This window comes from Psychrobacter sp. TB20-MNA-CIBAN-0197, from assembly GCF_040309765.1.
In the GTDB taxonomy this organism is placed as follows: domain Bacteria; phylum Pseudomonadota; class Gammaproteobacteria; order Pseudomonadales; family Moraxellaceae; genus Psychrobacter; species Psychrobacter submarinus.
Genome location: NZ_JBEOPC010000004.1, coordinates 1 through 24,328, shown reverse-complemented (window position 1 = coordinate 24,328; position 24,328 = coordinate 1). Strand labels below are relative to the sequence as shown.

Genomic DNA, 24,328 nt, shown 5'->3' with positions numbered 1-24,328 from the left:
TTATATTTGGTTTTTTGAAGGTAAACAATTATACCTGATATATGTATTTGCTACGACCCAGTTTTGACGTGTTTCTATGAAATAATATAATAAAAATAACTACTTAACGATGTCGAATAGTAGGAGGTTATTGATTATCTGCTTAATGTATTCATCCTTATGTATATCACTGATATAATCATATTTGCCTAAACTAATCTTGATATGCCTTTGCACTTCTTGTTGTTCAATAGTACTACTTGGTAGGTCTAGAAAAGAATTTACAAAATACTTATCAAATACAATCGAGAAAAGATTTTTGACGGACAAATCATTAAGGATGTTAGACCTAGAATACGGTTGCCTCATATCTAACCTAGTGCCTCTGATAAAATTTGAAAATTTAGTCGGATTTATATGTCTTGTTATGATTTGATTTAGTAAATCTCTATCCATCATATAAACAAATGATAGAAAGACCATTAAAATCTGTTCAATAGTCAATGATTTACTCCGCTCAATATTTTCAAATACTACTAGAGTCTCTATACAGCGGACGATTTGCTCAATATTTCGTAGAGACAGCGTACCAACATCAAGAAATGTTGGAATCTCATAGATAAATTCGTTGTCTTTAAAATCTTGAGGAATTACCCTGCTAGCTTGAACTGTCACCTTGAAATAAGTGACGTTATTTTCAATAGACCTGCCTTCAACATCTTTGATGGTCGTTGGCAGGTTGATTTGATATTTAAAAAATTTATATAAATAGCTGTGTGAGTCAGTCTCACTACCATAGCTATGTTTTATAGTGGCTTTAAGCTGCTCAGCATTGGTAATTAATATAATTTGTACATTATCTACATCAAACACATGCTTGATGGTCTCTAACATCATCACTGCAAAATCTGGACGACATCGGTCAAGCTCGTCAATGAGTAAAATGATAGGGTTTGTGGAAGCAATATCTGATAGAGCATCGCGCAATGTCGATAAATTCTTTTCCGCTTCTACTTGATCTTTAATCATAGACTCAAGTGACTGGTCGATAAGAGATTTTGACCCATCCTTTATTTCTTCCATTCCGTCTGCTAGTGCATCAGGAATATCTGCCGCATATCTACCGAATGCAAATCCTAATCCTGCTTTGAGACCTATACCAGAAATAAGCCTTAGGTAAGGGACTGCATTTTTTATAAAATTCTTTCGCTTGTAGTCTTTTTCATCGTAAAAACTAGCCACCTCAGCTATAAGTGTTAAGAGCGGCTCATTGGCATGATCAGTTTGAAAAGCATTTACATAACCAACCTTATAATCATTCGGATTATTCTCCTCAATCAGATTTTTTAGTTTAAAACAAAACTCTGTCTTTCCTGTACCCCATTTACCATCAATAATCATCGGGGAACATCAATATCTGAGTCCAAGAGTTTAATGATTTTTTCAGCGATAGGCTTACGTGTGAACTCATCTCTACTCGAAAAAGTTAACTCTCTCATTATGCTGTAATCTGTCATTAAGCACTCTCTATATTTATAATTTTGATATATGATACTTATGTTATACAGATAATACAGACATAAAAAAAGCCCATTAGGGCTTTTATATAAGTAGTAGCTTTTTGAGCAATGATCTTTTAAATAAACCCTACTTCCGATTCTTCCGAGCCCGCTTTTTACGCATTCTCTTTTCCTCAAGCTTGGCTTCTTTTTTGGCTTCAGCAGCGATTCTCTGTTCCGCCACGACTTTCTCTTCTGCTGCCATCATCTCAGGCGTCTCAAGGGTGATGCGACCGAGCGTACCACTGCGCAGCTCATTGATGAGTATCTCTGACATGCGGTAGGTATCGACGATACCGCCTTTTTTGAGTAGGCCGCGATTGCGTCCCGCTACTTCAAAAAACTCCCAATCGGTTGTTGGTAGATCTTCAACTTTGTAGCGCGACTTCAATAATTCAGGATAATCTTTGATCAAATACTCTGCGGTGTAGCCTGCGACATCAGCGAAATCAAAGGCAGTATCACGAATGCCGCCCGTCGCCGCTAAGCGATAGCCTGAATGTTCGTTTTCAACTTTTGGCCAGAGCATGCCGGGGGTGTCATAGAGCATAATGCCGCCATCGAGTTTTATCAGTTGCTGTGACTTGGTGACCGCAGGCTCGTTGCCCGTCTTTGCAACCGAGCGACCGGCTAAGGTATTAATCAAGGTTGATTTGCCAACGTTCGGAATACCCATAATCATCGCTTTGATTTGCCGGCCGGACTCTGCTTTACCCGGCATCATTCTTTTGCACAGTTCAATGATTTTATGGACGTCATCGGCTTTATTATCATCAAAAGCAATCGCTTTGACACCATTTTGCGCCTCAAAGTGATCAAGCCATATTTGCGTGCGCTCGGGGTCGGCGAGGTCAGCTTTATTAAGGATTTTGATCACGGGTTTTTGACCGCGTAGAGCAGCAACCATAGGGTTCTCGCTACTATAAGGAATACGGGCATCAATGACTTCGATGACAATATCCATCTCTGGCATGATTTCTTTGACTTCGTTACGGGCTTTATTCATGTGCCCGGGGAACCACTGAATCGTCTCTTTGACCATTGTTTTACTACCTTTTTAAATTGATGACTCTCTAAAACGGAATGCTAAGCCAAGCTGTTAGCGGTTTGTTTTTATAATGGCGTTAAGTTTACTATACAATGAGAAGCTGAGTCAGGCTAAAGTAAGTCTATAGGTTTTGGCCGGTTGTAGGTGATAAGTCATATTTTATAAAAGGCGTTACCTTGTGAAAAGCAGAGCATAAAAAAGCGGAGCATGACATGCATGCTCCGCTTTTCGGCGTATTATATGATTGGCTTTAAAAGTCCAATTAGCCTAGATTCGCTTTCATAAAGTCTAGCATTTTACTCCAGCTGTCATTCGCAGCTTTCTCGTCGTAGCCCAAGTCGATATCATTTTTGGCAGCGCGCTCATCGGCATGCGGGTTGGTGAAACCATGCTTAGCGCCCTCATAGACATCGACGCTATAGTCAGCACCAGCGTTGTCCATCTCTTTTTTGAAGTCCTCAACGGCGTCCATAGAGACCATACTATCATCACCGCCATGAGCGACTAGTACTTTGGCATTGAACTTGTCATCGGCTGCTTGTTTAGGCGCTAGGTTGCCATGGAAAGTCGCAACTGCCTTGAGCGGCATGCCAACGCGCGCCATATCTAATACGACTTTACCGCCGAAACAAAAGCCAATAGCGCCTAAGTTATCCCCATTTACTCCTAGCTGATCGCCGAAGTCATTCAAAATCAAACGGCAACGATTCATCAGCATGTCTTGGTCCGCGAGCACTTGTTCCATCCACATATTTGCCATCGACGCCTCTGTGGTCAGTTTGCCTTCGCCATAAACGTCCATCGCGACTGCTGCATAGCCCGCTTTGGCTAGACGTTCAGCCACTGACTTGGGGTGATCAACGACGCCCCACCATTCTGGGGCGACTAAAATGCCAGGTACTGGACTGTCGTTTGTGGCTTTTTCTGGAAGAGCGACATAGCTGATCAGCTCAACGCCGTTTTCGGTGGTACTGATTAATTCCAAAGTCTTAATTGACATATTATTGTCCTTATTATGTTATGAGTTTTAGTTGTACTTATAGCGTGATTTATGAGGTTGCTTTTTCACTACTCAACCACCTTAACGCCCATAGCGGACAAAAACAGCTATAATACTGTAACGCAATTTATCAAAATGGTTTTCATTGAAAACTTTAACAACTATAGCGAGTCTATGAGGTTGAATGTGTTATCAAACCCCAAAGCAAAACATCAAAACAAAGCCGAGCAGCAAGCAGAGTTGGCCGCTAATGCCAATGTGCAAGTGGCAGACACTTTGCGCCCACAGTTTTGGTCACGCTTTCGCCTCGATGAGCTGAATCATAGCGAATGGGAAGCGCTGTGCGATGGCTGCGGCTGTTGCTGCTTGATTAAGTATATCGACGAGGACGAGCAGGGCGAGGTGGACGAAGAGTTGGTTGAATATACCGATGTCTCCTGCCAGCTGATGAATTGTGAAACGGGCTACTGTCAGCATTATGAGAGCCGTCAAGAGTACGTGCCCGACTGTATTCAATTGACTATCGATAAATTGCCAAAGATGATGTGGCTACCATCGCACTGCGCCTATAAGCGCCTGTATAAAGGACAGGCGTTGCCAGAGTGGCATCTATTACTGACGAAAGATGCCGTAGCGACTCAGCAGCAAATGCGCGCGGCAAATATAGGCGTTGCGGGGCGCTGCATCTCTGAGATTGGCATCTCTGATGAGGAAATGGAGGAGCGGGTGGTCAATTGGGTGACGCCTTAACTGTTAGGTTTTAAAATTAATTAGAAACTCTAGCCGCTGACTTAGCGCGACTCTCCGCCTCCATCTGCGAATCAGCAAGTGGCGGCATAGGCAGACCTTGACGAATGTGCTTAGAGAACTCATGACTATTCTCGATAAGCTGCTGCTCATTAAGCTCTATGTCTGCATTATTATCGAACCCTTGCACTTTTGGGTTAATATGGGTGCGCTCGTACCATGTATCCATCGACCAAGGTTGTCCTTGCTCTTTAGGATTGGCATCTAACATACCGATATCAAAAAGATAATTGGGCAGCCAGCCTGAAACCCAAATCCGATAATCCCACGGCAGCCGCTCACCACTGACGATACGCGCCATATAAAATATAATATTGGTACAGTTGGTGGTAAAAGTATTGTACCAAGACGGCTTAGCCACTAGCTCATCAGCAGCTTTTAGATAAGACTCAAACAGTGCCTTAACCTCGTGCTTTTGCAGATGACTGATCGGAAATAAGTAAACTTGCTCGCCGCGAGCATTGCTACGCGTATAGATAATATCACGCTCCTCGCTAGCGATAAGACTGAGCTCAAAGCGCCGAAAAAACCCAGCAAAAGCAGAAAAAGACTCATCGTCTTCTTTACGAATCTCAAAGGAAAAAGCGAGCGGTCTATCATCCTCAAAGCGAAAGCTCACTAAAGTATGCGCAATCAGCGGTCCCATCCAATATGAGTTGGTCACATCAATGCCTGATAACTTTGACATATCTACCGTACGCGTCTCCCAGCGCTCGTTCGCTAAAATCTCTGCAGCGCCGTCAGTCTCTTTCTCCGCAAGGTGCCAATCAAAGTTACGCACCTTATAAAAGGTAATCAGATTAGGATTGTTAGCATCACGAGTGTAGGACAGCACCTCGCTAACTTCTGGCTGCCAGTCGCGATCGCTTTTGGCCTCGATAGAAAAATACCAGCCGACGCCTACTAGCCAGAGCCCGCTATATAACATAGCCAAAAATTTACTTAGTTTTTTGGTTCTAAGCGTCTTATTAATGATTTTATTTGCCAGTGTTGGGGCGTACTCTAGCATCGTTATCGAGGCTAAAAGACCCACGATAAAGACACTTGCCAGCCAAGTGATAGGGCTGAACGTACCGAACTGATACCAAAGCGCTAATAATAGCCAAAGTGCCGACAGCATTAAGGCCACGACGATAAAAAAGCGCACGATACGATATAGCCAGCTTGGAGGATTAGCCAAAGTTTTGGTATTTGTATCGCCATGAGCTTGGCGACGCGGCGCTAATAGCCGAGAGAAAAAGAAGCGACGAGACATAAGAGTGAACTACGTAAATGAAGGCTTTGACCATAGCAAAGTTTATAACACACTGACAGTACAATTTGGATAAATTTGTCGTTGAATGTCGCTTTACCTTGGGATAAAGTGAAGCTAAATAGGCTAGTGTTTTATGCGATCGCCGAATCGTTGTTTTTATTTACAATTTTATCCCCATGTATACTCGGTTGAGTAAAAATTTTGTAGTCGCTGTTTTGCTATTAGTAATTGTAATAGCAGTCACTTAAATAGCCATTATTTCCCTGTCCATGAACTTAAGAGGTTAACTCACATCACTATGTCTGATGATGCTCCCAGTCCGAGTAGTTGGTCGATGCGCGGCTTAAAACGCTGGCTATCGACCGCTCCTGAAACCCGCGATGAATTGATCAGCTTGGTGCAGCAGTCGCGCCAGTTCTTAGAGCCTGATACGGTTGATATGTTAGAAGGCGTATTAGATCTACCAGCGACGCAAGTGCGCGAGATTATGACCCCGCGCCCGCAAGTGATAGGTCTGCACGAAAGCACGAGTCTCAAAGAGGTCATGGATATTATTCTTGAGACCACCCACTCACGCTACCCTGTATTTGACAGCCAAGATGATGATGCGGTTATTGGTATTTTATTAGCCAAAGATTTGATCCCTATCTTAGTGCATATGATGCGAGACCAAGAAGAGAAAATCGATAGTAAGCGTCTCAAAGATCTAGTGCGTCAGCCCTTATATATTACTGAGACCTCGCGCTCTGATACCTTACTGCGCTCCTTACAGCGTACGCAGGTGCATATGGCAATCGTCGTCGATGACTTTGGTAACTTCGCAGGCGTCGTGACTATGGAAGATTTGTTAGAGGAAATCGTTGGTGATATCGTCGATGAGCATGATGATTTCGATGAAGATAGCGACATTAATAATATTGTCGCACATCCAGAAAAGCCAAATACTTGGCGGGTGCAAGCCTCTACCGTGATTGAGGATTGTAACGATGAGCTAGGTAGTCACTTCGACGATACGGAGGTCGATACGATGGGCGGGCTTGTGATGCAAGCGCTGGGATACGTCAGCGACTTAGAAGGCGAGAGCGTCACTATCGATGATTGGCAGATTACTATCACCGATGTCGATGGCCGCTCTATTAATGATCTTGAAGTGACCAAAACCAACGCCGATTCTCATATCCTCATAGGTAGCCATTAGCGTTAATGCAGGCAGCCATTAGCGATAAAGGGCGCAAGCTAAGCGCTTCTTTTGTCGTTTAAAAAACACGATTGCGGTCGTGTTTTTTGCTTTTTTACCCTTTTTATGATGACAGGCTGTTATTATGAGCCCATTTAATTTATAACCGTCATTGATAGCCTCTCATCATAGGCTTAAAGATTTAGAACTTGGATAATTTGCTATGCGTCTGTCTACTGATGATTTACAAAAGCGTTTAAAGCCCAAACAGGCTTATCAGATGCCACTTGGACTTACCGCTATCATTGCCGCTTTGGCAGGAGCGATATTTATATTTGCGCTCGCGCCTTACGGCTTTTGGCCGATCGCTTTTGTCTCGCCAGCGATTTTGTATGCGCTTCTATTGCCAAAGATGAGCGGCAAACGTGCTTTTATTATCGGTGAAGCTTATGGCACCGGGCTGTGGTGCGTTGGTGCCTTTTGGTTATTTACCTCAATCAATGACTATAGTGAGACGCCGACATGGCTGGCACTGATTTTGATTGCGTTGATGGGTTTGGGGATGGGGCTGTTTCATGGCTTCTTAGCGCTGATATTTAATCGCTTCGTTGGTCGTCAGCCTTTCTCGTTTGCGGCGCTTTGGATCTTACAAGAGTGGCTGAAGACTTGGTTATTTACCGGTTTTCCTTGGCTATTCTTAGGTTACGCCTTTACCGAGCAGTACTGGCTATCCTCGTTGGCGCCAGTAGCTGGCGTGTTTGCTGTCTCTTTTGTGGCAGTATTGCTCGCGGCAAGTGCTGTCGAGCTGATGCGTCGCCGCGCCGGTTACCTTGTCGTGTCATCGGTATTATTGTTATTAAGTGTTGGCTTATGGCTGATTAATCCGCAATGGACCAAACCTAAAGGCACTCCAGATCTGTCGGTGTCCTTGATTCAGGGTAACATTCCGCAAGATATGAAGTGGCTGACTGAGTATCAGTTTGAGACTTTGAAGATTTATGCCGGATTGACGCGTGATGAGTGGGGCCGCGATCTTGTGATTTGGCCGGAGTCGTCTATTCCGATGTTTCAGACTGAGGCGGTAGGCTTTATCAGTGAAATGGTAAAAATGGCTAAGGAGACCGATACCACTTGGGTGACCGGCATTCCTTATAAGGATGAGGCCGCCTTTGATCCAGCGACGCAGAGCTATCCGCCGTTTTATAATAGTGTAATCGCGCTTGGCAGCGACGCGCAGGGCATGTATAAAAAGCAGCGCTTAGTACCGTTTGGTGAGTATATTCCGTTTCAGGGGATGCTCGATATTTTGCCCAGTCTTGCTGGTAGCCAAGAGATATTGAGCTATAGCCGCGGCGGTCCTCAGCAGTCGCCATTGCAAGTCCGTGGGTACGACTTAGGCGCCGCGGTCTGTTATGAGGTCGCTTATCCAGATACCACGCGCCGCAATGCTATTGGCACAGATTTTCTATTGACGATATCTAACGACGCTTGGTTTGGGACTTCAGCAGGCCCGCTACAGCATCTACAGATGGTACAAATGCGCTCGCTAGAAAACGGCCGCTGGTTTATGCGTGCAACCAATACAGGCGTGACCGCCATCATCAATCATAGAGGGCAAATCGTTGCGCGCGCACCGCAGTTTGAGCGTACAGTACTGCGCGCCGATGTCCAAGCGCGCGTGGGCAACACCCCTTTTATGGTGGTTGGTCATTATCCTATTTTAATAATTATAGCGTTACTATTGGGCCTAAGTTTCGCCAGTAAGCGCTCAATCACTAGGACGCGGCCCAAGCGTAGTTAGTCAAGTCAGATAAAAATGAACGGTCTGACTAGTAATAATACCTTTAATTGGTTAAGGGATTTAACAAACCGCTATAAATTGCGATATAATAGCTCAATATTTCACATATTCTTTGTTGTAAGGTAGATAAGCTATGTCAGAGCATGTTGTTAATAACAATCCAAAAAAAGAGTTGCTATTTGCCTTAGGCGGCATTGGCTTATTTTTAGGCATTGTGTTACTCATTGGTATTTCTGCATTTTTGCGTCCAGCGGGTGAGCATATTACTGCTGAGCCTACTGAAGAGTCAGTCGCAGCTGATGAAGCGGCAGTGATTGCAGCTGAAGCCGACACAGAAGAGGCAACAGTCGCTGATCCAGTCGCAACTGATGATGCCGATGCTAGTATTGGCGCTGGAGAGGCCACGGCGGATACGGCTGCTGATGCAACGACTACGCCGACTCCTAGCAGTAATGATGCTGTTATCGCTACCGGTTCAGCTACCGCGACTGCTGATGGCACGGTAGACCAAGCAGCGGCAGCTGATGCAGACTTGACTGCAGAACAAGCCGATGGCGATGCCGACGCTACTGTTGATGCTGAAGAGACTGCTGCCGAGTAAAGCCAAGTTATCGTCATTTATACCTTAATCATTTATGATGATAAATGAGTCATCACGTTTATAACAAACGCTGCCAATATCGATAACGCTGCTGAGTGGATCTGTGTCGGTACAACTGCTTATCAGCCTTATCAAAAGTACGCCTTACTACTAAGATATAAGCTTGCATAATGCCCTGTTCTTCGATGAGAGCAGGGTTTTTTTGTGGGTATTTGTGTAATTATTGAGCAATGGCTTGTTTACTTGAATTTGTACAAGTGAAACAATATTGCGCTTATATGACCATTAGTCGTCATTATTAATCACTTCGTCATACATAGAGTGCTTTTTGAAGGAATAGAAGTATGAGCAAAACATCAAACACCCAGGGAAGTGACGCTGAGATAGAAGCGCTAGAAAACGGCTTTATGGGACATCCTAAACCCTTACGTCCGCTATTCTTCACTGAAATGTGGGAGCGGTTTTCTTATTATAGTATTCGGCCACTTTTAGTCCTGTTCATGGTGGCCACTGTGGGTAGTGGCGGTTTTGGTTTCGATGAAACGACCGCTTCTGCTATCTATGGCATCTTTGCTGGGTCATTGTATTTGGCAGCCGTTCCTGGCGGCTGGCTGGCAGATAACTGGCTAGGACAAGAGCGTGCCCTGTGGTGGGGTAGTATCATTATTGCGCTAGGACATCTGTCTATTGCCCTGTCCGCCATGTTTGGTATGACCCTGTTTTTTGTCGGTCTCATTTGTATCGTCTTAGGGTCAGGTCTATTCAAGACTTGTATCGCAGTCATGGTCGGCGCGCTATATCCTGAGGGTGATGTACGCCGTGATAGTGGCTTTACCATATTTTACATGGGTATCAATATAGGCGCGTTACTCGCGGCGCTTATCGTGGGCGTGTTCAAAGAGCAAGGCATGTGGCATGTCGGTTTTGGGGTCGGCGGCCTTGGCATGCTAGCCTCACTACTTATATATCGTTTTTCAGCGCGAAAAACACTAACCCACTATGCACAAGCCAAAAACATCACTCCTGAATGGAAGCGCGCTAATGATAATCACAAAAACATAGGTCGCTGGGTGCTTGGCTTTTTGGGCCTACTCGCAGCTGTGGTTATCTTAGTGGCTACTGGGATTATGCCGTTCAATCCTGAACAGGTAGTGACTTATATGACCTATATCATCGCAGCTGTGGTGATAGGGTATTTTGCTATCTTGTTCGTTTTACCGAAGTTTGATAAAACCGATAAGCTGCGTTTGCTGATTTGTTTTATTCTGATTATCGGCTCAACGCTGTTTTGGTCAAGCTTTGAGCAGCAGCCGACCTCCTTTAACTTGTTTGCCGATAACTATACTGATTTGGATGTGTTAGGGTTTCAAGTTCCGAGCATTTGGTTCCAATCGCTAAACCCACTGTTTATATTATTACTTGCGCCAATTGTGAGTATTATATGGGTCAAGCTCGGTAATAGAGGAGTTGAGCCTAGTAGTATGGTGAAGTTCGCTCTTGGTATGCTCTTAGCAGCAGCGGGATTTGGGCTGATGATTCTAGCGTCTAAGAGTATTTTAACCAATGAGGGCGGCTTGGCTTCGCCTTTATGGTTAGTCGGTAGTCTTTTATTATTGACGCTTGGCGAATTGGCGCTTGGTCCTGTCGGTTTATCTTCTATGACTAAGCTGGCTCCAAAAGGGATGCAAGGGCAGATGATGGGGTTATTCTTTGCCTCTTTAGCGATGGGTAACTTGGTTGCTGCATTCTTTGGTGGATATGTGTCGGCAGACAAGATCGAAGGGTTGCCCGGTCTATTTACCACGATGACTATCTTCTTGGTAGTAACAGCAGTGATTTTGTTGCTATTAGCCAAACCGATCAACACTATGCTCAAAAAGAGCGAGCAGGCGGATGCCAAAGTTTAATGGCCGTGACGCGTCGTACTCATAAGTAGCGCTGATAGTCAGTCGCTACTCAAAAGAGCATCAGCCAAAACGTGTTACCTTAGGTGGCACGTTTTTCTTTTATAAAAAGATAGCTCAACTTAGCTATTGAAAACCATCTACACGCCCAAACCTCTACTGATATCGACAACTAATTATATTAGCGTTAATAAAATAAGACGATTATTGATAATCGCTAGCTCAAAAGAACAAATCAGTCAAAACTGACTCATCAAAACGACTTAATTAAAAACACTCAGTACATAATATAGTCGATACACTCTAAAAATGTCATAGCGCTACTGGGATGCTCTTTTTAAAACATAAGTTGCGCAGCATCGAAGGAACGCAGCACGCAAGTAAAATTTATACCAGTAGCGCGTTTAAATCCATAACAGTTTTACATTCAGCTAACTATATAAGGAACACCCAATGAGTAAACAAGCTATTCACGACCGTATCGACAGCCTACGCCAAGCGCTGGTAAAGCAGGACCTGAGCGCTATTATTGTCCCTTCTGCGGACCCGCATTTATCTGAGTATCTACCGGAGTATTGGCAAGCTCGCCTGTGGCTCTCAGGGTTTACCGGTTCGGTAGGTACGCTAGTGGTTACCGCTGACTTTGCGGGGCTATGGACCGATAGCCGTTATTGGGTGCACGCCGCTGATCAGTTAGCCGATACTGGGATTACTCTAGAGAAGCTTGCGCCTAAGCAGCCCAACCACATTGACTGGTTGAGCGAGCACTTGAGCGAAGGCGATAGCGTAGCGATTGATGGTAATGTGCTCTCCATCGCTGAGCAAGACCGTCTATTAGACGCTTTTGAAGCTCACGACATTACCTTAATTACGGATCGTGATGTGTTGACTGACATTTGGGCAGATCGTCCCGCACTACCAACTGCGAAGCTATATGAGCACGATGAGCAGTTTGTGTCGCAGTCTGCCGCCGATAAGTTGGCTGCTGTACGCTCAGGCATGCAGGAAGTAGGTGCAACCCATCACTTGCTCTCAAGCTTAGATGATATTGCTTGGTTGACCAACCTACGCGGCTCTGATGTCGACTATAACCCCGTGTTTTTATCGCATATGCTAATCAGTGCAAACGAGGCAACATTGTTTGTCGATAAGCAAAAAGTCAGTAGCGGTATTGAAAAAGAGCTCAAAGACAGTGGTATCACGCTTGCTGATTATGACGCGGTGCAACAAGCGCTTAGCGAGCTGACAGTCGATGACTTACTGCTATTAGACCCTAACAAAGTCGCTGTTGGCACGTTATCACAGATGGTCGATGGCGTTGGTTTTATTGAGCAGATAGCGCCGAGCACTTTACTGAAGTCCGTCAAGTCAGATGCCGACGTGGATCATGTTCGCGAAGCCATGCGTCAAGATGGCGCAGCACTGTGTGAGTTTTTTAGTGCGTTCGAGGAGCGCTTGGCAAGCGGTGAGCGTTTAAGCGAGCTGGATGTCGATAGTATGCTGATCGACGCACGTAGTCAGCAGCCGCATTATGTTTCTCCGAGTTTTCCGACCATTGCTGGCTTCAATGACAACGGCGCTTTGCCGCATTACCGCGCGACGCCAGAGAAGTTCAGCTATCTAGATGTCAATGAGGGCGAGGGCGGCTTACTACTGATTGATTCAGGCGCTCAGTACCAAAACGGTACGACTGACATTACTCGCGTTGTCGGTATTGGCCAAGTCACAGACGAGCATAAGCGCGACTTCACTACGGTACTCAAAGCGCACATTGCACTGGCGCGCGCGCACTTCCCCGACGGTATCGCTTCGCCGCTTATTGATGCGATTTGCCGAGCGCCGCTGTGGCAAGCGCAGATGGACTATGGTCATGGTACTGGCCACGGCGTCGGTTACTTCTTGAACGTCCATGAAGGCCCGCAAGTGATCGCTTATAGTGCCAGCACGCCAAAAGAGCGCGCGATGAAGGTAAATATGATCTCAAGCAATGAGCCGGGACTCTACCGTGAAGGTAAGTGGGGGATCCGTATCGAAAACTTAGTCATCAATAAAGCTGTGGCGAACCCTAATGAGACAGAATTTGGTGACTTTCTAAATTTTGAAACTGTGACTTACTGTCCTATCGATACTCGTCTTATTGAGAAGTCGCTTTTAGATCAGGTAGAGATTGATTGGTTAAATGACTATCACAGCCAAGTCTATGCTGAGCTAAATAGTCGCGTCGAGGGAGCAGCGCTTGAGTGGCTCACTAAGCGTACGCAAGCTATCTAAAAAAGCTGTATTGATGGTCAGTCATTCTAGATTCTGACCTATCAGACATAAAAAAGCGCTCGGCCAGTTCAGGCTTGAGCGCTTTTCTGAGCTTAGTTTTTGGCTTTATTATAAGCGGCTTATTGCTTCTCGCTTAACTGACGCGTGACCTCCGCGCGTAGCCAAGACTTTAGCGTTTCGGACAGCTGCATCATCTGTTCGGTTAAATAGTCATCGATATGAACTTCTAACTCATGAATCATTTGTTGCTCAGCTGCGCTAAGTGTCGTATCTTTTAACGATAGATCGATGGAAGACGCTGCATGAGACACTTTATCATCGACTGCATTAATCAGCTGCTCATCGTGAGCACTCGTCTCTTTTTTATCAGCACTGGACTTAGGATCAGTTTCTTTTGAAGTGGCAGTTGCAGCATTGGCTTCGCGGTTATGAGAGGTATGTGCATGAAGAGTATATGAGCTTAGTTTTTCTTCACTAGCGCTTGGCTCTTGATTGTCTTTTTGCTGAATGGTTTGCTGCTGTTGTCGCTGTTCATTTTCTGCGTCGGCTTGCGCTTTTTCTTCTGCCGCTTGTTTTTCAGCCTGCGCTCTGACTCGAGCTAAGCGCTCGGCCTCTATACGTTCTGCCTCTAAGCGCTCTTCTTCTAAACGTTGCTGCTCCGCCTCAGCTCGCAGTGCTGCTTGTTCGTCAGCAAGTGCTTTTGCCGCCGCTTGCTGCTTCTCGTGTGCACCGTATAAGTCATCAAGATGAGCATCGAGATCATGATTACTAAAGACAAACTGCTCAAACGAGGTGTCTGCTCGTAATAGCGCAGTGATGTCTTTTAGTTCTTGTACAATAGCGGCGCGTACTGGCTGAGGAGCTCCTGTCCAATGCTGATAGAATTCATGAGAAAAAGAATAGCTCGACATAATGGCTTCCATAAACTGCTAAAAATTACCCCTTATCATACGCAAGTATAATAAGGGGCTGCAAGAGGACAAACGTAGCAAAACAATTATAAACCTTACGCTAATCAATTTAGCTTATGAAGATAAGGTGTTTGCTCTAAGACCAACGGGCAAAAATAAGCGAGCCATTGGTACCGCCAAAGCCGAAGCTATTGGATACCGCATAGTTAAGCTCAGGCACATCACGCGATTGATTTGCCACATAGTCTAGATTGCAGTTGTCTTCGACATTATCTAGATTGATCGTTGGCGGAACCTCTTGATGATGCAAGCTAAGCACCGTAAATATCGCTTCGATACCGCCTGCCGCGCCTAGCAGATGCCCAGTCATAGACTTAGTCGAGCTGACAAGGATGCTGTCTTTTACTGCTGAAAATACCGACTCAATCGCCAAAGATTCAGCGACATCACCTGCCGGCGTACTCGTGCCATGGGCGTTGACATAACCGACTTTGGCGGCATCAATGCCTGCGTCATTGAGCGCGTTTTGCATCGCGCGTGCCGCTCCGCGACCATCTTCTGGCGGTGCGGTAATGTGACTGGCGTCATCGCTCATCCCAAAGCCGACTAGCTCTGCAAGGATAGTTGCGCCGCGCGCTTTAGCATGAGCTAGACTCTCTAATACTATGACACCTGAGCCATCCCCTAAGACAAAACCATCGCGATCTTTGTCGAAAGGTCGTGAAGCACGGGTTGGCTCCTCATTACGCGTAGAGAGCGCATGCATAGCGCCAAACCCTGAGATACCTAGCGGGCTTGAGCCTTTTTCACTACCGCCTGCGAGCATGATATCAGCATCACCATGAGCGATCAGACGTGCCGCTAAGCCGATAGCATGCGTCGCGGTGGTACAAGCGGTGGCAGTCGCTAGATTAGGGCCTTGTAATTTGTGCTTAATAGCCACTAAGCCTGCCGCCATATTGACGATAGAACCTGGAATAATAAAAGGCGAGACTTTTTTAGCGCCTTTATCACGTAACGTGTCACGGCTATTTTCAATAGTTTGAATACCGCCAATCCCTGAACCTAGAATAATACCAAAACGCTCTGGATCGACATGCGCTACAGGGCTGTCATCAGCACTGACCTCATCTATAAACCCCGCGTCTTTTAGCGCCATACTTGAGGCCGCTATACCGTAATGAATAAACTCATCATAGCGCCGCGCGTCTTTGGCATTCATAAATTGCTTAGCATCGAAGTCTTTGACGGTGCCGGCGATTTGTGTACGATAGTCGCTAGCATCGAAGTGCTCAATAGGAGTGATACCGCTTTCGCCGGCCAGCAGGCGCGTCCATGTACTTTCAACGTCCAAGCCTAGCGGGGTAATAGCGCCCATACCAGTGACTACCACACGCATCTCATCGGAGCGCTCATAATGCGGCTGCTTTTGACGCGATTTTTGCTGCTGTTTGCTCATAGCTATATCCTATCCTGACTATACAAAAATGATATTATTTTAGCAGTCATTATAATATACATTAGTGTACGTTTGTAAACTCATGATGACTGCTAATGACAGTTTAAGCAAAACAAACTTGACCGAGTACCACGCCTTTACGCGCGCCTGTGACTGCCGGCAGATTACCAGTCTCGCCCATCAAGGTCTGCCGCGCCAGCCAAGCAAAAGCGACTGACTCTACCCAAGTCGGCTGCAGTCCTAATTCAGTGGTAGTAGTCACCGCCCAGTGCGGAAGATGCGCTTGCAGACGCGTCATTAAATAGCGGTTGAGCGCGCCGCCTCCGCATACATAAACGCTGCTTTGTTTTTGATTACTAATGAACTGATTGATCTGATCGCAAGCACTGATAGCGGTCAGCTCGGTCAGTGTCGCTTGTACGTCAGCGGCTGAATAGCGTGTATCGGTCGCCGTTTTATCAAAGGCTTGTAGCTCAGACTTTAACCAAGATAAATTAAAGTCCTCGCGTCCGGTACTTTTAGGGTGAGGCTGGGCAAAGAATGGATGCTCTAAGAGTTGATTAAGCAGTGGTTCGATCACTTGTCCTGACTGCGCCCATGCCCCATCTTGATCATAGTCTTTATCGATATGCTGTTTGGCCCAAGCGTCTAACAACAGATTGGCAGGGCCGGTGTCATAGCCTATGACCGGATCATCATTAGCTAGCAGCACAGTAATATTCGCAATACCGCCCAAATTCAGTAAGATACGAGTGCTAGCGGAGTCAGAAAATAAAGCCTTGTGAAAGGCTGGCACTAAAGGCGCGCCTTGACCGCCAACTGCCATATCGCGGCGTCGAAAATCACTGACCACACTGATAGCGGTGCGCTCAGCGATGATATTGGCATCGAGCAGTTGTAAGGTGACCGCCATTTGTGGACGATGACGTACGGTTTGTCCATGACAGCCGATCGCCAGCACCGACTCGCTATCAGTATCGGCTTGCTGCAGTAACGTATTGACCACTTCGCTGGCAAACTCACTGTACTCACGACTGGCCCAACCGAACCAGTCCAGCTCACTTACCAAATCATTGGGCTCATCGAAGTTAGGGGTCAAAGCAGCGGTACCGTTTGGCTGACACAGAACCAGTAATACCTCACGCAGACGCGCTGGAAAGTTTTGGCTATGGCTTGTGATGAGCTGCAGCGGTTGCTGTGTGTTCTCACTATCACTTGCAAACTGACACAGCACTGCATCCATACCATCTAAGCTCGTCCCTGACATCATACCGATATATAAGCCGTCATCGAAATTCTCAAACACCGTTTGTTCTAGAGCATCAGTGAGAGCGGTGTAGTCTAGGTCGTCATAATCGTTAGTAGTCGGCTCAGCGTCATTATTATTTGTATTTATAGTAGGTGCGGCGTTACTCATGGCAATTTCCCCTAAAAAAAGCTAATATATCTCTCAAATTCTAACACTTTTTATAGGCCTTCAAGATTCTAAAAGCCCTTGAGGCATTCATCATTTAATAAAGATAAACAAGAGAGCAACATGACAGAGCAGTCCTACAATTTAGAAGAACAACTGGCCCTGATTCAGCGCGGTACTCAAGAAATTTTATCCGAAGAGGATTTAGTCGCTAAGCTTAAACTGAATCGCCCGCTACGTATTAAGGCCGGTTTTGATCCTACTGCACCGGATCTGCATTTAGGCCATACGGTACTCATCAATAAGCTCAAGCATTTTCAAGACTTAGGTCATGAGATTTATTTTCTTATTGGTGATTATACGGCCAAGATTGGCGACCCTTCGGGTAAGAACAGCACGCGTCCGCCGTTGACCGATGAGCAAATCAAAGTCAACGCGCAGACTTACGCTGAGCAAGTGTTTAAGATTTTGGATAAAGAGAAAACTCGTATCGTCTTTAATTCCGAATGGTTCAAGGATATGTCAGCAGGCGATATGATTCAGCTCTCAAGCCAGCTGACGGTCTCGCGCATGCTTGAGCGTGATGACTTCTCCAAACGCTACGCGGCACAAACGCCAATTGCCATCCATGAGTTTCTCTATCCGTTAGTGCAAGGCTACGACTCTATCGCCCTTGAAGCCGATGTCGAGCTGGGCGGTACCGATCAGACCTTTAATATCTTGATGGGCCGCACTTTGCAAGGCCGTTATGGGCAAGAGCCGCAAGTGTGTATCACCGTGCCAATCTTAGAAGGCCTAGATGGCGTTAATAAAATGTCGAAGTCACTTGGCAATTATGTGGGCATTTATGATGCGCCGGGCACCATGTACCAAAAACTGCTATCGATGCCAGATACCTTGATTCGTCGTTATTTTGAGTTTTTAAGCTTTAAGCCGATGGATGAAGTCGAAGGCTTGATGAACGAGATGGAAAACGGTCGCAATCCACAAGAGATCAAGCGTATCTTGGCCGAAGAGTTAATCGAGCGCTTCCATGATGCTGATGCTGCAGCTAATGCGCACAAATCAGCAGGCAATGTCCTAGCAGATGGTGAGCTGCCAGTCGATTTGCCAGAGGTGACGTTGGAGCTAGAAGGTGCGGATGCGTTATTTATCACGCAAATATTGAACCAAGCAGCCCTTGCCAAAAACAACTCAGCAGCCAAAGACATGGTCAAACGCGGCGCAGTAAAAGTAGATGGCGAAGTGGTCGATGCAGGCTTTAGCTTAACCTCAGGTCAGACAGTGGTTATCCAAGCGGGCAAAAAAGCCTATGCAAAAGTGACGGTTGGCTGATATGGATAAAGTTGATTTATTCCAAAAAGTCAAACTAGAGTTTGAGCAGTTAACATATGAGGATGAACACAAACTAGATAGATTAACTCGACAACTTACTATGCTTATCAAAAATGTCCATGGTAGTGATTCTGACTATTTACAAGAAATAATGAATATTAGTTATATTCCTCTTTCATTTAACAGTAGTAAAGATGAAGATATTGCTTATTGGAAGTCAGGGAAAAATAGTGCCATTAATTTGATAGACACTATAATTGAAGAACTAGAATTATTTTCGAAAGATATTAGTAAAATTGACACCGAAGCAGACATGAAGAAAATTGATTGCAGCAAAGTCTTCATCGTTCACGGTCATGACAATGGTGCTAAAAACGAAGTAGCGAGATTTGTAGAGCGACTTGGTTTTAAAGCAGTAATTCTTCATGAGCAGGTTGACTCTGGCGCTACTATCATAGAAAAGTTAGAAAAGCATACAGATGTTGGTTTTGCTATTGTGCTTTATACTGAATGTGATATTGGAGGTGTTAAGTCTTCTAAACCAGAAGATTTAAAACCACGAGCAAGACAGAATGTTATTTTTGAGCATGGACTTTTAATTGGTAAGATTGGTCAAGCAAATGTTGTTGCGCTTGTAAAAGGTCATGTTGAGATTCCAAATGATATATCAGGGGTAGTCTACAAATCTATGGATACAGATGGAGCTTGGAAATATAGTATTGCTAAAGAAATGAAAAGCTCAGGTTACGACGTTGATATGAATAAGATTGATTAGCGAGTGTAATTATGAGTCAAAAAATTCAAGTCGTCCCCCAAGGCATCTACCGCCACTATAAAGGCAATCTTTACCAAGTGCTGCACACCGCGCATCATTCCGAAACCGAAGAAGCCTTAGTCGTTTATCGTTGTCTTTACGGTGAGTATGGCGTTTGGGTGCGGCCGTTGGCGATGTTTGCTGAAACTGTAATGCGTCATGGCACAGAAGTACCACGCTTTGAGCTGATTAAAGTGCTAGCGGATTAAGCTTAAAAATTTCTGACAACTTCTAATCAAAAAAGAGTGACTGATGGAGTCGCTTTTCCATTTCTACTTATAGCTCATTCCCGAAAAACCTTCTTAATACCTGATAAAACCTAACGGGCTCATCCATCGGTACGGCGTGACCTGAATGCGGTAAAACGATTTCAGTGGCATTGGGCAGCATCTGTGTCACCTTCTGTTGCCACTTAGGATTATATAGCTTTGAGCGCCCACCAATTAGATTGACGACCGGAATCGTCACTTTATCTAACGCACCACGAAAGTCATAAGGCAAGGTTAGATAAGCTTGCAAGCATTGCCTTTTATGGTTCCAAAGACGATGCTCATACAGCGCAAGCTTAGGATCGTTCTTATAAGTCATCGCTTGTATAAACGCTTTTGAGCGCGTACGATTGACGGACAATAATGAGAATAAGCGCTCGACGTCAGTAGCGTGCCGTTTCAGTGTAAAGGGCAGGTGAGTGAAGCTTTGGGCATCGGCATATGGCAGACTCATATCGATAACACCGCGAAAGATATCGAATACCTCTTGTTGGCGGCTGCCAAATAGTCCGCCTTGCCAATCGTCTTGATTATGAATAGCAGGGCTTTGATCGATATTGAGATAGCGGCTGACTCTGGCTGCGCCAAACCTTTCAAAATAAGACCACATCACTTGCGCGCCCATCGAAATAGCCGCTACAGACAGCGTCTCAACAGACTGCCACTGACAAATCTGCTCGATGATACAATCGACATCTTCTGCATATTGCCGCACAAAATCAAACTGCGTAAGACCGATGGGCTGTGCCAGTCCAAAGCCGCGCAAATGCGGCAAATAAAAAGTGTATTTGCTAGCAAGCGGTAAGATAAAAGGCAAAAATTCACGTGCATCCATGCCGTAGGCATGCAGCATCAGCACAGGCGCGCCTTGTCCGATAACAGAGATAGGTAGTCGCGTGCCATCAGTCATCGTAATATGAGTAGTTTGCACTTGATACTGGTCGGATATCGGCAGTGTGAGTAATTTTTTTATCATGAGTTCTATTCTGTGCGCTCGCATAGTAGCCATAATTGAGGTTGCTGACTTCAACAGACCCGATATACTTGCAGTAAGACTGCTATAGTAAAATCAGCTCATTGACCATAGCATAAAAGTGAGCTTGCAATACCGAATAATCATCAGCGCTAATTTATCAATCATAATAAATAAAAATAACAACCTGACTCTTAAAAGGAGGCCTAAGTATGAGTAGAGCGACTTTAGCGTCGTTAGATATGAGCCTCTATCCGCTAGTATGGGAGCAGCAGACTTTTATAGATTCGCAGCAATTCTTGATAGCGATACTAAGCCAGAGCGCTGAGATAAAACCAGAAGACTTCACTAGGCTGCTGCTAAACAACCCTGTCTATCAAGAGTGGATTAACGCAACTGTCTTTGGGCGCTATATTCAGCGCAGTTTTGCCGCCTTCTATCAGCAGACGGAAGACAGCTTCAATATGGATATGCCCGCGCTATTTCGTAACGAGCTGACGCGCCATGCTCAATATCTGCCCCTTCATCAAACCTTATTTTTTGCAGGCGAGATGCCAAAAAGCGTAAGACAAGAGAGGCTGTTTACCACCACAGTTAATCCTGCTACGGCGCTTGCCGCCGCAGAAAAGCTCTATCAACACTCGCTACAATCAGGGCGAGCAAGCCATCCGTCCCTTATTATCAATCAGCTAACTATAGCAGGCAAGCAAGTTATGGGCTTTCCGATACGCCATAATAAGCGTACCAGCGAGCGCACCCGTAATGAAGTGCTCATACTGGATTTTAGAGATTTGCGCTTGGTGAATGAAGAGGTAATCGAGACAAGCGAGATAAAAAAAAGCAATATAGCCGAGACTATATTGCTTCGTTATTATGAATTACGCTAACTACAATAATTACGGGTATTTAGACATCGCTTGAGCTTGCAGGCTTACTTTTTATAGTTAGTCTTTTATAGTCAGTCTTTAGCAATCGTCAAACCATTATAGGTCTGTGCTACTGGCATGACTTCTAAGCGATTGACGTTAATATGCGTAGGAGACTCAATCAACCACAGTAAGATATCGCCGATATCTTCACCGCTCATGGTTTTAAAGCCGTCATAGACCTTTGCTGCTTTTTCGTCATCGCCGTGATAACGCACGTTTGAAAACTCCGTACCCGCCACATTACCTGGCTCAAGGTTAGTTACGCGCACTTGCGTACCAAGTAGATCCGCACGCAAATTGAGACTAAACTGCTTTACAAACGCTTTGGTCGCGCCGTAGACGTTACCGCCATAATAAGGCCAAGTGCCAGCGATAGAGCCAACGTTAATGATATAACCGCTATCGCGCTGAACCATCGTTGGCAAGACGACATGGGTTAATGCCATTAGCCCTTTGACATTGGTATCGACCATTTGCATCCAGTCATCGAACTTGGCATTTTGCGCAGGCTCAGTACCTAATGCCAACCCTGCATTATTCACCAAGACATCGATTTGGCTAAAGTCTTTTGGCAGATCAGCGATAATTGGAGCAATAGACTGGGTATCGCTGACATCCATAACGACTGGCAAAAACAGCTCACCTAAAGTCTCTGCCATCTCGTTTAGTTTATCCAGGCGCCGAGCACAGCCGATGACGCGGTGGCCTTGCGCGACTAACTTCTCCGCCAGCGCTTTACCGAATCCAGCACTCGCTCCAGTGATTAATACATTCATGATATATCCTCTACCTATTCTTGATAGCCTAAAGCGCATGTTATAACGAGGCATCAGCGATACGACTGTTTACCAAAACTACCGTTTACTAAAATTATTGTCTGCCAAATATCTTGTCGCCAGCATCACCAAGCCCCGGGATGATATAACCATGCTCATCTAAATGGCTATCGAGAGCAGCGGTGAAAATCTGCACATCAGGATGCGCGTCATTGACCAAGCGCACACCTTCAGGCGCGGCGACCAAAACCAAAGCCTTGATGTTTTTGCAGCCGTGCTTTTTAAGCATATCGATTGTTGCGACCATAGAGCCGCCAGTAGCGAGCATCGGATCGACAATCAATGCAGGGCGTTTGTCCATGTGGCTGACGAACTTCTCAAAGAAAGGCACAGGCTGCAGAGTCTCTTCGTCACGTTGTAGACCGACGACCGAGATTTTAGCGGTTGGAATCAGGTCGAGTACACCATCGAGCATACCTAATCCTGCACGCAAAATAGGTACCACTGTCGCTGTCTTACCAACGATTTGCTCGCCTTCTATCTCACCACACCATCCTGCCATCGGAAAGGTCTCAATCTCAAAGTCGTGGCTTGCCTCATAAGCCATAAGGCGGGCAAGCTCTTTGGTCAAAGTGCGAAACTTATAAGTACTACAGTCTTTTTCGCGCATAAGGCTTAGCTTATGACGTATTAATGGATGATCGATGACGGTAATGCTTAAGTCGTTATTTAGCTCGCTCATAAAGTCTCTCTTATCTATCAAGTTTGGATATCAGCCTTCATATCTATTTTAGGTTTCGATTTCGAATTTTAATCGTATGCTATGATAACAAAAAAACTGCTTTTCTAATGAAGAATGTTATGACCAATAAAACTTATAAGACTAGGGCGTGTTGAACATTCAAATATTAGGACTGCTGATAGATAAAATCGCACCAAACTAGGCGTAAACCGACGATAATGTCGAGGCCTTAGCTAGGTTTACAACACCGTTTGGGGTGATTTTAGCATCAGCCCTTCGGGGCGGGGCTTTTTTTTGCCAATACATGGCGAAATTGTCTATCCTAGAATGACTAGGATTCGAAAATTTCACTGCGTATTGCCTAAAAAATAGCCGCCGCCAGTGCCACATTTGAATGTTCAACACGCCCTAAAAGCAGTGATAATAAATTTACGAATACGATTGATGCGAAGGAGAACACAAGGATGGAAGCAACTACTACCGAAATAGAAACTCACCCTTTTGAACCCGTCCTGCCACCGAACGCTACACTAATGATGATGGGTACCTTTCCGCCAACCTCTGATAAATGGGCAATGCAGTTTCATTATCCGAACTTCTATAATGATATGTGGCGTATCTATGGCGGCGCGTTCTTCGATGATGTGAACTACTTTAGAGTCGGGGACGAAAAACACTTTGACCCTAAGCATATCCGCGACTTTTTGTTTGAGCGCGGCATCGCTCTATGTCCCACGGTCAGACAGGCCATTCGTGAGACCGGAAATGCGTCTGATAAGAATTTAACGGTCGTGACCCCAGTGGATTTAGATACTATTTTGCCGAAGGTTCCTAAGTTAGAAGCCCTATTTACCACAGGGGGTAAGGCAACTGAGGTGCTGCTGAATTTATTAAATGATCCGCCTATTAAGTCAAAGCAGCCCAAGACCAATCAAAGTATCGACTATCCGTACCAATGGCATAATCAAAGCACCAAAGCACAAGCACCAGAGTTGACTCTATATAGACTGCCTTCTACGTCGCGCGCTTATCCACTAGCACTAGATAAAAAGGTAGCTGCTTATAAAGCCTTCTTTGAAAAGATGGGTAAGCTATAACTCATATAGAAGGGAAGCGAGTAGGGTGTGGTTGATGCAGCGTAATCCATCATTGAATGCCAATACTGAGGGTAAGTTAACCTTAAAACACTGATAAATAAGCAGTAAACCGGGTATCTAAAATTTATTTAAAATAAACCCAAATTTAAGCTTGACGGCCAAACTAAACTGCGTATAATACGCCCCTATCGGAACGAGGAGCGGCAC

Annotated in this window: 21 protein-coding genes; 11 read left to right on the top strand and 10 right to left on the bottom strand. The window is 45.2% G+C overall.

Features of this window, described 5'->3' with window-relative positions; translation table 11 throughout:
* Positions 1-99 precede the first annotated feature (99 nt).
* The 3 genes from AAEY83_RS01945 to AAEY83_RS01935 form a co-directional block, all read right to left on the bottom strand.
* Positions 100-1,380, bottom strand: a complete 1,281-nt coding sequence (locus AAEY83_RS01945; RefSeq protein ID WP_051397460.1) for a KAP family P-loop NTPase fold protein — start codon at positions 1,378-1,380, stop codon at positions 100-102.
* 246 nt (positions 1,381-1,626) lie between these two features.
* Positions 1,627-2,580 carry a ribosome biogenesis GTPase YlqF gene (ylqF, locus tag AAEY83_RS01940; RefSeq protein WP_025646017.1) on the bottom strand — a complete coding sequence of 318 codons (954 nt, stop codon included), beginning with the start codon at positions 2,578-2,580 and terminating at the stop codon, positions 1,627-1,629.
* Between the two features lie 268 nt (positions 2,581-2,848).
* The gene (locus AAEY83_RS01935; RefSeq protein WP_025646015.1) at positions 2,849-3,586 is read right to left on the bottom strand and encodes a dienelactone hydrolase family protein; all 738 of its coding nucleotides are present in this window, start codon (positions 3,584-3,586) and stop codon (positions 2,849-2,851) included.
* Positions 3,587-3,844: 258 nt separating this feature from the next.
* On the opposite strand from AAEY83_RS01935, the gene AAEY83_RS01930 reads away from it, so the two are divergent.
* Positions 3,845-4,336, top strand: a complete 492-nt coding sequence (locus AAEY83_RS01930) for a YcgN family cysteine cluster protein (RefSeq protein WP_502945157.1) — start codon at positions 3,845-3,847, stop codon at positions 4,334-4,336.
* A gap of 16 nt (positions 4,337-4,352) precedes the next feature.
* On the opposite strand, the gene AAEY83_RS01925 is transcribed toward AAEY83_RS01930, so the two are convergent.
* The gene (locus AAEY83_RS01925; RefSeq protein WP_051397459.1) at positions 4,353-5,648 is read right to left on the bottom strand and encodes an Lnb N-terminal periplasmic domain-containing protein; all 1,296 of its coding nucleotides are present in this window, start codon (positions 5,646-5,648) and stop codon (positions 4,353-4,355) included.
* 298 nt (positions 5,649-5,946) lie between these two features.
* Between AAEY83_RS01925 and AAEY83_RS01920 the strand changes: the two genes are divergently transcribed.
* From AAEY83_RS01920 to AAEY83_RS01900, 5 genes are all read left to right on the top strand, one after another.
* Positions 5,947-6,846 carry a CBS domain-containing protein gene (locus AAEY83_RS01920; RefSeq protein WP_025646009.1) on the top strand — a complete coding sequence of 300 codons (900 nt, stop codon included), beginning with the start codon at positions 5,947-5,949 and terminating at the stop codon, positions 6,844-6,846.
* Positions 6,847-7,048: 202 nt separating this feature from the next.
* Entirely contained in the window at positions 7,049-8,626 is a 1,578-nt protein-coding gene (gene lnt / locus AAEY83_RS01915) for an apolipoprotein N-acyltransferase (protein WP_025646007.1), read from the top strand.
* A 133-nt stretch (positions 8,627-8,759) separates the two neighbouring features.
* Positions 8,760-9,227 carry a hypothetical protein gene (locus AAEY83_RS01910; protein ID WP_025646005.1) on the top strand — a complete coding sequence of 156 codons (468 nt, stop codon included), beginning with the start codon at positions 8,760-8,762 and terminating at the stop codon, positions 9,225-9,227.
* 344 nt (positions 9,228-9,571) lie between these two features.
* Entirely contained in the window at positions 9,572-11,134 is a 1,563-nt protein-coding gene (locus AAEY83_RS01905) for a peptide MFS transporter (RefSeq protein WP_025646003.1), read from the top strand.
* A 450-nt stretch (positions 11,135-11,584) separates the two neighbouring features.
* Complete coding sequence (locus AAEY83_RS01900; protein WP_025646001.1) at positions 11,585-13,402, top strand: aminopeptidase P family protein; 1,818 nt, start codon at positions 11,585-11,587, stop codon at positions 13,400-13,402.
* Between the two features lie 119 nt (positions 13,403-13,521).
* Here AAEY83_RS01900 and AAEY83_RS01895 read toward each other — a convergent pair whose 3' ends face one another.
* The 3 genes from AAEY83_RS01895 to AAEY83_RS01885 all read right to left on the bottom strand — a co-directional run bounded on the left by AAEY83_RS01895 (position 13,522) and on the right by AAEY83_RS01885 (position 17,189).
* Positions 13,522-14,313 carry a hypothetical protein gene (locus AAEY83_RS01895; RefSeq protein ID WP_051397458.1) on the bottom strand — a complete coding sequence of 264 codons (792 nt, stop codon included), beginning with the start codon at positions 14,311-14,313 and terminating at the stop codon, positions 13,522-13,524.
* Between the two features lie 136 nt (positions 14,314-14,449).
* Entirely contained in the window at positions 14,450-15,772 is a 1,323-nt protein-coding gene (gene fabF / locus AAEY83_RS01890) for a beta-ketoacyl-ACP synthase II (protein ID WP_025645998.1), read from the bottom strand.
* 103 nt (positions 15,773-15,875) lie between these two features.
* A complete protein-coding gene (locus AAEY83_RS01885) occupies positions 15,876-17,189 on the bottom strand; it encodes an anhydro-N-acetylmuramic acid kinase (protein WP_025645996.1) in 1,314 nt (437 codons plus the stop codon).
* A 120-nt stretch (positions 17,190-17,309) separates the two neighbouring features.
* Here AAEY83_RS01885 and tyrS point away from each other — a divergent pair, with 120 nt between their 5' ends.
* Genes tyrS through AAEY83_RS01870 form a run of 3 tightly spaced genes read left to right on the top strand, consistent with a single transcriptional unit; the run spans position 17,310 to position 19,544 of the window.
* On the top strand, positions 17,310-18,521 hold the full coding sequence (tyrS, locus tag AAEY83_RS01880) for a tyrosine--tRNA ligase (protein ID WP_025645994.1): 1,212 nt from the start codon (positions 17,310-17,312) through the stop codon (positions 18,519-18,521).
* 1 nt (position 18,522) lies between these two features.
* Positions 18,523-19,296, top strand: a complete 774-nt coding sequence (locus AAEY83_RS01875; protein ID WP_025645992.1) for a TIR domain-containing protein — start codon at positions 18,523-18,525, stop codon at positions 19,294-19,296.
* A gap of 11 nt (positions 19,297-19,307) precedes the next feature.
* A complete protein-coding gene (locus AAEY83_RS01870; RefSeq protein ID WP_025645990.1) occupies positions 19,308-19,544 on the top strand; it encodes a DUF1653 domain-containing protein in 237 nt (78 codons plus the stop codon).
* A 67-nt stretch (positions 19,545-19,611) separates the two neighbouring features.
* Here AAEY83_RS01870 and AAEY83_RS01865 read toward each other — a convergent pair whose 3' ends face one another.
* The gene (locus AAEY83_RS01865; protein WP_025645988.1) at positions 19,612-20,580 is read right to left on the bottom strand and encodes an alpha/beta fold hydrolase; all 969 of its coding nucleotides are present in this window, start codon (positions 20,578-20,580) and stop codon (positions 19,612-19,614) included.
* Positions 20,581-20,789: 209 nt separating this feature from the next.
* Here AAEY83_RS01865 and AAEY83_RS01860 point away from each other — a divergent pair, with 209 nt between their 5' ends.
* Positions 20,790-21,464 (top strand): hypothetical protein, encoded by a 675-nt coding sequence (locus AAEY83_RS01860; RefSeq protein WP_025645986.1) that lies wholly within the window; start codon positions 20,790-20,792, stop codon positions 21,462-21,464.
* A 71-nt stretch (positions 21,465-21,535) separates the two neighbouring features.
* On the opposite strand, the gene AAEY83_RS01855 is transcribed toward AAEY83_RS01860, so the two are convergent.
* Together AAEY83_RS01855 and upp are read right to left on the bottom strand one after the other, a co-directional pair.
* On the bottom strand, positions 21,536-22,282 hold the full coding sequence (locus AAEY83_RS01855; RefSeq protein WP_025645984.1) for an SDR family NAD(P)-dependent oxidoreductase: 747 nt from the start codon (positions 22,280-22,282) through the stop codon (positions 21,536-21,538).
* 94 nt (positions 22,283-22,376) lie between these two features.
* Positions 22,377-23,024 (bottom strand): uracil phosphoribosyltransferase, encoded by a 648-nt coding sequence (gene upp / locus AAEY83_RS01850; RefSeq protein ID WP_025645982.1) that lies wholly within the window; start codon positions 23,022-23,024, stop codon positions 22,377-22,379.
* 464 nt (positions 23,025-23,488) lie between these two features.
* Here upp and AAEY83_RS01845 point away from each other — a divergent pair, with 464 nt between their 5' ends.
* The gene (locus AAEY83_RS01845; protein ID WP_025645980.1) at positions 23,489-24,121 is read left to right on the top strand and encodes a DNA glycosylase; all 633 of its coding nucleotides are present in this window, start codon (positions 23,489-23,491) and stop codon (positions 24,119-24,121) included.
* Positions 24,122-24,328 lie beyond the last annotated feature (207 nt).